6 protein-coding genes are annotated in these 6,907 nt (G+C 50.9%); all 6 read left to right on the top strand.

The features are described from left to right. Positions 1-344: 344 nt before the first annotated feature. The 6 genes from gcvH (at position 345) to IQ260_RS25100 (ending at position 6,852) form a co-directional block, all read left to right on the top strand. Positions 345-737: a glycine cleavage system protein GcvH gene (gcvH, locus tag IQ260_RS25125; protein ID WP_193995821.1), complete on the top strand. Its 393-nt coding sequence runs from the start codon at positions 345-347 to the stop codon at positions 735-737. Between the two features lie 206 nt (positions 738-943). After that, positions 944-3,853 carry an aminomethyl-transferring glycine dehydrogenase gene (gene gcvP / locus IQ260_RS25120; protein WP_193995820.1) on the top strand — a complete coding sequence of 970 codons (2,910 nt, stop codon included), beginning with the start codon at positions 944-946 and terminating at the stop codon, positions 3,851-3,853. Between the two features lie 186 nt (positions 3,854-4,039). Beyond that, the gene (locus tag IQ260_RS25115) at positions 4,040-4,345 is read left to right on the top strand and encodes a DUF2442 domain-containing protein (RefSeq protein WP_193995819.1); all 306 of its coding nucleotides are present in this window, start codon (positions 4,040-4,042) and stop codon (positions 4,343-4,345) included. Between the two features lie 64 nt (positions 4,346-4,409). After that, a complete protein-coding gene (locus IQ260_RS25110) occupies positions 4,410-4,733 on the top strand; it encodes a nucleotidyltransferase domain-containing protein (protein ID WP_193995818.1) in 324 nt (107 codons plus the stop codon). Next, a complete protein-coding gene (locus tag IQ260_RS25105; protein ID WP_193995817.1) occupies positions 4,730-5,107 on the top strand; it encodes a HEPN domain-containing protein in 378 nt (125 codons plus the stop codon). The genes IQ260_RS25110 and IQ260_RS25105 overlap by 4 nt, the downstream gene beginning before the upstream one ends. Before the next feature lie 140 nt (positions 5,108-5,247). Next, entirely contained in the window at positions 5,248-6,852 is a 1,605-nt protein-coding gene (locus IQ260_RS25100) for an NACHT domain-containing protein (protein WP_193995816.1), read from the top strand. Positions 6,853-6,907 lie beyond the last annotated feature (55 nt).

Here is a 6,907-nt window from a genome sequence, read left to right as displayed (position 1 = left end):
CGGCTGTGATGGCTCGGCTATGGGTATAAGCGCTTCACGTCGGGCTTCTGGGATATCGTCAGTGAAATTTGCCATGGATGCCGTCGAGGGAATCGAATTGTGTCTATTTGTACTGCGGCTAGTGTATGGCATCCCTGTTTTTTTGAGGTAAGTTCGTCCAAAAATCCTGTAAAAACTTAGAAAATATAGAAAAAGTCTGTTAACCCCTATCTATTGGGCCAACTTCCGTGGCAAACTTTTCATCAACGCATGCTATCCACCAGGGTGCAGCGTGCTTAACGCCTGTAGCTACAGGCATTGGGCGACTCATTGTTGGCGAGTTATGGACGTACTGAGGAACCCCCATGGCCTTTGAATATCCTGACAATTTGCAATACACCGATACCCACGAGTATCTAAAGATCGATGGTGACATTATTACCATCGGCATCACAGAGTTTGCCATTGACCAACTGGGTGATGTGGTGTTTCTAGAACTGCCAGATCTCAGTGACAACGTGGAAGCTGGTGAAAAGTTTGGCACCATCGAGTCGGTGAAGGCGGTTGAAGATCTGAAATCTCCAGTCAATGGTGAAGTGATCGAGCGCAATGACCAGCTGCTAGATGCCCCGGAGCAGATTGGGGATGACCCCTATGGCGATGGCTGGCTGATTAAGGTCAAGGCTGATGATATGGATGATCTCGATGATGATCTAATGACGGCAGACGAATATGCGGAACAGGTGGAGGGGGTTTAAGCGGCCCATTGCTTGAAAATCCCTATATGCCAAGCTTTTTCTACCTAGTCTATGGGTTAATTTTGGGACTTCACTAGGAATTACCAGTGAAATCCCTAGGGAAATAGGTGAGAATATGTACCTAGAGCCATCAGAGTTAATCTGATGGTTTTTGCTTTTGGGATCAGCAACGCCGTCAGTTTTATATTTTTTAGATTTAGAGCGCAATGTCCTACGAACAGTCTCAGCCGATGTCCGCCACACGTTCCAATACTTGGGCTAGTGAGTTAGCTACACCTAATGATTTTCCCCAGCGACACATCGGTCTGGCTGAGACGGATATTAACCAGATGCTATCGATGCTGGGGTACGACTCGTTAGCGGCACTCATTGGCACGGCGGTACCGCCGGAGATTCGCTTATCTCAGCCCCTATCGTTAGGCCAGGGGATGAATGAGCATGAGGCGCTGCAAAATATTCGTGCGATCGCAGCCCAAAACCAGGTACTCACCAGCTACATTGGTCTGGGCTATTACGGCTGCATCACCCCGCCCGTCATCCAGCGCAATATCCTAGAAAACCCCGGCTGGTACACCCAGTACACCCCCTACCAGCCCGAGATTTCCCAGGGTCGGTTAGAAGCCCTGCTCAACTACCAGACCCTGGTGAGCGACCTGACCGGTCTAGAAATTGCCAATGCCTCGCTGCTGGATGAAGGTACTGCTGCGGCCGAAGCCATGACCCTATGCCTGGGCGTGTGCAAAAACAAGGAGGCTAAAAAAGCCAAAACATTTTGGGTCTCGGCGGACTGCCATCCCCAAACCATTGAAGTCATTCAAACCCGAGCCCTGCCCCTGGGCATCAACGTGGTGGTCAGCAACCAGCCTGACTTTAATCAGCCCATGTTCGGTCTGCTGCTGCAGTATCCCGCCAGTACCGGCGCTATCCATGACTATACCAAGGTCATTGCCGCCGCCCACAAAGCGGGAGCCCTGGTAACCGTGGCGGCTGATCTGCTCAGCCTGACACTGCTCAAAGCACCTGGTGAAATGGGCGCAGACATCGCCGTGGGTAACACCCAGCGGTTGGGTGTGCCCCTGGGCTACGGTGGCCCCCACGCGGCCTACTTTGCCACCAAGACCGCCTATGCCCGTAAGCTCCCCGGTCGTTTGGTGGGCGTATCTAAAGACAGCAAAGGCAGACCGGCGCTGCGACTGACGCTGCAAACCCGTGAACAGCACATCCGCCGCGACTCGGCCACCAGCAATATTTGTACCGCCCAGGTGCTGCTGGCGGTGATGGCCAGTATGTATGCGGTGTACCACGGACCCGTCGGCCTCAAGGCAATTGCCACCCGCGTTCATCGGCTGACGGTAGTGCTGGCAGAAGGACTGAGTAAGCTGGGCTTTGAAGGACCGGAAACGCCATTTTTTGACACGTTGGCGGTGGATGCGGGGGACCAGGCTGGGGAGATTTGCGATCGCGCCCTCACCCAGGGCATCAATCTCCGCCGCATCGACGCCACCACCATCGGCATTTCCTTAGATGAAACCACCACACCTGAGGCGGTTGTCCAACTGCTCCGGGTCTTTGCCGGTGACCTACCCCTGCCAGCGGTAGACACCCTCAAGTCTGCCCCCATCATTCCGGCAGCACTGACCCGCACCAGCGAATACCTCACCCATCCCGTCTTTAACAGCTACCATTCCGAAACCGAGATGCTGCGCTACATGTACGCGCTGCAAATGAAGGATCTATCCCTGGCCTCGGCCATGATTCCCCTCGGCTCCTGCACCATGAAGCTCAATGCCACCGCTGAGATGGTGCCCGTCACCTGGCCCGAATTTGGTCAGATTCACCCCTTTGCCCCCCTGGACCAGACCCAGGGCTACCAGGTGCTGTTTGACCAGTTAGAAACCTGGCTGGCTGAAATCACTGGCTTTGCCGGTATTTCCCTCCAGCCCAATGCCGGGTCCCAGGGGGAGTATGCCGGACTGCTAGTAATCCGGCAGTATCACCAGTCGCGAGGGGACAATCACCGGACCGTGTGTCTGATTCCCCAGTCGGCCCATGGGACCAACCCAGCCAGCGCCGTCATGGCTGGTATGAAAGTGGTGGGTGTTAAATGCGACGACGACGGCAACATCGACGTGGCCGACCTCATCGCCAAGGCTGAAAAACACAGCGCTAACCTAGCGGCCTTGATGATCACCTACCCCTCCACCCACGGCGTCTTTGAAGCCAGCATCCGCACCGTGTGTGACACCATCCACCAGCACGGCGGTCAAGTCTACATGGACGGAGCCAACATGAACGCCCAGGTGGGACTGTGCAGCCCCGGCGACATCGGTGCCGATGTGTGTCATCTAAACCTGCACAAAACCTTCTGTATTCCCCACGGCGGCGGCGGTCCCGGTGTCGGCCCCATCGGTGTACAACAGCATCTGGTCCCTTTTCTGCCCGGTCATAGCCTGACGCCTACTTTGGGCACCGAGCAGTCCGTCGGTGCTGTCTCTGCCGCCCCCTGGGGCAGCGCCAGCATTCTGCCTATTTCCTGGATGTACATTCAGATGATGGGAGCCGCCGGTCTCACCTACGCCACCGAAACCGCTATTCTCAGCGCTAACTACATTGCCAAACGGCTAGAAGGTCACTACGACATTCTCTACAAGGGCAATGCAGGGCTGGTGGCTCACGAGTGCATTGTGGACCTGCGCAGCTTTAAGAAATCGGCCAATGTCAACGTGGATGATATCGCCAAACGCATGATCGACTACGGTTTCCATCCGCCTACCATGTCCTGGCCCGTAGCTGGCACCATCATGGTGGAGCCCACCGAGAGTGAGTCCCTCGCCGAGCTAGATCGCTTCTGCGATGCGATGATCGCTATCCGCGATGAGATTCGTCAAATTGAAGCGGGTGATTTCCCCCAGGACAATAATCTTTTGGTGAATGCACCTCATACAACAGTTGATCTGACGGCGGAGTGGAATCGCCCTTACAGCCGAGAGCAGGCGGTGCATCCCACACAGTGGACAAAGGATCGCAAGTTCTGGCCCACGGTGAATCGGATTGATCAAGCCTATGGCGATCGCAACCTCGTCTGCTCCTGCCTCCCCATGGACGCCTACGAATAACCCCGTAGGGTGCAGTTAGGCCCCGCCGTAACGCACCCCTCCAAACTGAACAGAAAATACACCTTCATGCCAGTTCTTTTTCGCTATAACGGAATTGAGTATCGTTTGTGGACTAACGATCACGTTCCTCCACATATCCATGTCCGTCCTGCCCAAGCTCGTCCTGAATGGGAGTAATACACACCCATGACTACTCATCCTGCAATCGAAACGAATATTGTTGAGCGTACTTCTGATCATTGGGAGATTGTAAACGCTCGCTACGAAAATAGTGAGTTTTACATTGAGTTCAAGGATGGCACTCAGGGCAAGCTGGCAGTGACTCAGTTTTCTGCTCTAGCCAATGCTACTGAGGCTGATTTTGAGGATTTACAAGTCAGTCCATGTGGCTTGATTCTAGAAAATGACTCTATCGAGTGGGATTATGCTGAAGCTGGGTTATACCAGCTGATTGTCAACAGTAATTCAGACAGTAATTCTGAAATGGATTAGTGTGTAGTCTATTGCCAACTGTTCGAGATTTTTTCTTTTCAAAAAGCTTTCAATCAATGCAGCGATGAAGCATCCTCAGCTAGACATAATTTTGGAGAAAGTAAAGCAGTTCCTTAGCGATCTGTATCAAGAAAAGCTGCAAAGCATTATTTTGTACGGCTCCCAAGCACGGGGCGATAGTCGCTTAGACTCTGATATAGACATTTTGGTAGTTCTTAGTGAGCCAGTAAATCCTTATCACGAAATTGATAGAACAGGCTATTTTATTGCTCACCTGTGTCTTGAGTTTGATGTGGTAATCTCGCGACACTTTATTTCTGCAGAAAAGTTTCAAGCGAAAAATACTCCCTTCCTGGCTAATGTCGGAAAAGAAGGCATAGCTGTATGACAGCTAATCTGAGCGCATTTATCGATAAAGCAAAAGAGAGTTTAGCAGCGTCTAAACTATTGGCTGATAATGGTCTCTATGATTTTGCTGGTTCAAGAGCGTATTACACTATGTTCTACATTGCTGAGGCATTTCTGTGGCAGAAAGGACTGTCCTTTTCGAGCCATTCTGCTGTTATTTCAGCATTTGGTAGGGAGATTGCTAAACCGGGTTCAGTGCCTGTAGAGTTTCATCGTTATTTGATCAATGCTCAAGACAGAAGAACCAGAGGAGATTACAGTATTGATGATGTCAGTCTGAGTGTAGATGAGGTTCAGCTCCTAATTCAGCAAAGCGAACAGTTTATTGCATTGGCAGAACAAAAATTATTATGATCATTTTGATATCAGTGCGTAGATTGGGCACCGCATTTTGACTAGCATTGGTTTGGAATTTGCCGTAGCTGACCTTTATCGTGGAATTGAGACTACATAAGTAGAATAGGTGCGTGAGTTCCCTCAGATAATCGTAACCGATGACTTCGCCTGACAATCAGCCGCCTAAACCTACACCATCCGAGCAGTTTTCAGACGTACTTATCAAGCTGCTGATTACGGGTAGTGGTGGTTCTACGCTGTATTTCCTCTTTAGTGAGCAGATTCCTTCGGCACTGATTGCGTTGCTAGTGACCAGTGGAGCAACGTTACTGACTTCCTTTGGTCAGGGACTCATGGCTCCCCTCAAAAAGGTTTCCAATAAGTGGGGGACAAAAGCAGGGACGGCTGCGGCTACACGAGCAGATAGTACCCTCGAAAACTGGTCCGGCATTGATGCCAAATATCTCAAAGCGCTACAGGCATACTGCTATGCCCTAGAAGTGGAAGGATTTAAGGCAGATCTGCCCCCGTTGGAACTCAAAGAAATCTTTGTGCCGATACGACTAGACTCAGACCCTAATAATCCAACGGATGCTGATTCGATTAAACGTATTTGGGATTTGTTGCCTAGGGACAAACAGCTGGTAAACGAACGCTATCGACGGCTAGCTATCATCGCAGCTCCAGGCTATGGCAAAACCACACTAACTCGCTATCTGACGCTTAACTATGCCGATCAAGCCCATAAGCAGTTTGGTGCCGCTGATCGATTGCCTATTTTGCTGCTGTTTCGGGCGATGCACGGTCAGATTCAGAATGAGCAAACACCGCCCTTGCCAGAGCTGATTTTGAGTCAAGTAAGCAAGCTGCCTCGCTGTCAGGATTTAGAAGTCTCGGCCCAGTGGTTTAAGCAGCGCCTGGATCAGGGTAAGTGTTTGGTGATGTTTGACGGCTTGGATGAAGTGCCCAACGCTCGGCGAGAACAGATTAGTAAGTGGGTGAACTGGCAGATGCAGGCCTATCCTAGCCAGTTCATTTTGACGTCTCGACCCCATGGTTATGACAGCAGCCTATTTCAGGGTATTGCCCGCGTAGGCATATTGGACTTTACGGTTAAAGACAAAGAAGCCTTTATTAACAAGTGGTATCGGGCAATGCTGTGGCATAAAAAGTGGGAAACCCTGTGGCAGCGAAGTCAAAGACAGCCTGACGGGCAACAGCTTTCAGAAGTGCAGGCTCGAGCGCAGTGTGAAGATGAAGCCGTTAAGGCTGCTAATGAACTCATGGGCCAAATTGTCAGGACTCCGGCGCTGAATGATTTGGCAAAAAATCCGTTGCTGGTGACAATCATCGCTGCCACCTACGAAGCGTTTGAATATTTGCCGGACAAACGGGTAAAGCTATACAAGAAGATGTTTGACCTGTTGTTAGAAAATCGGCCCTATCGGCGAGAGACAAAGTTGACGATAGCTGCAGTTGAAGAGAGTCAGCCAGTTTTACAACAGTTGGCGTTTAAGCTGACTGAGACAGGACAGGAAAAGTTTACCCCAAAGCAGGGTAGTAAGTGGATAGCGGATAGATTAGCGCAAGTAGAGCTATCAGAGCTAATTAAGCCTAAGGACTTTCTCAAAGAGATTCAAACCGTTGCGGGATTGCTGGCGGGGGAAGAGGGCGAACTTTATGAATTTACCCATAACAATAGTCCGGACAGAAAAGCGAGAGAAATAGCCAGAAAAGCTATTCAGGCACTAAGGTTTTGTTAACAGACAAACCCACCTGAATAGCCATGACATGCATCATACCGGGTCTACTACGAAA

The organism is Leptolyngbya cf. ectocarpi LEGE 11479, from assembly GCF_015207065.1.
Taxonomy (GTDB): domain Bacteria; phylum Cyanobacteriota; class Cyanobacteriia; order Phormidesmidales; family Phormidesmidaceae; genus Leptothoe; species Leptothoe ectocarpi.
The sequence above is the reverse complement of the archived record's forward strand: the minus strand, read 5'-3'. Positions and strand labels throughout refer to the sequence as shown.

Coding starts and splice junctions, on each gene's coding strand:
- gcvH (WP_193995821.1), top strand. CDS start 345: ATGGCCTTTGAATATCCTGACAATTTGCAATACACCGATACCCACGAG.
- gcvP (WP_193995820.1), top strand. CDS start 944: ATGTCCTACGAACAGTCTCAGCCGATGTCCGCCACACGTTCCAATACT.
- IQ260_RS25115 (WP_193995819.1), top strand. CDS start 4,040: ATGACTACTCATCCTGCAATCGAAACGAATATTGTTGAGCGTACTTCT.
- IQ260_RS25110 (WP_193995818.1), top strand. CDS start 4,410: ATGAAGCATCCTCAGCTAGACATAATTTTGGAGAAAGTAAAGCAGTTC.
- IQ260_RS25105 (WP_193995817.1), top strand. CDS start 4,730: ATGACAGCTAATCTGAGCGCATTTATCGATAAAGCAAAAGAGAGTTTA.
- IQ260_RS25100 (WP_193995816.1), top strand. CDS start 5,248: ATGACTTCGCCTGACAATCAGCCGCCTAAACCTACACCATCCGAGCAG.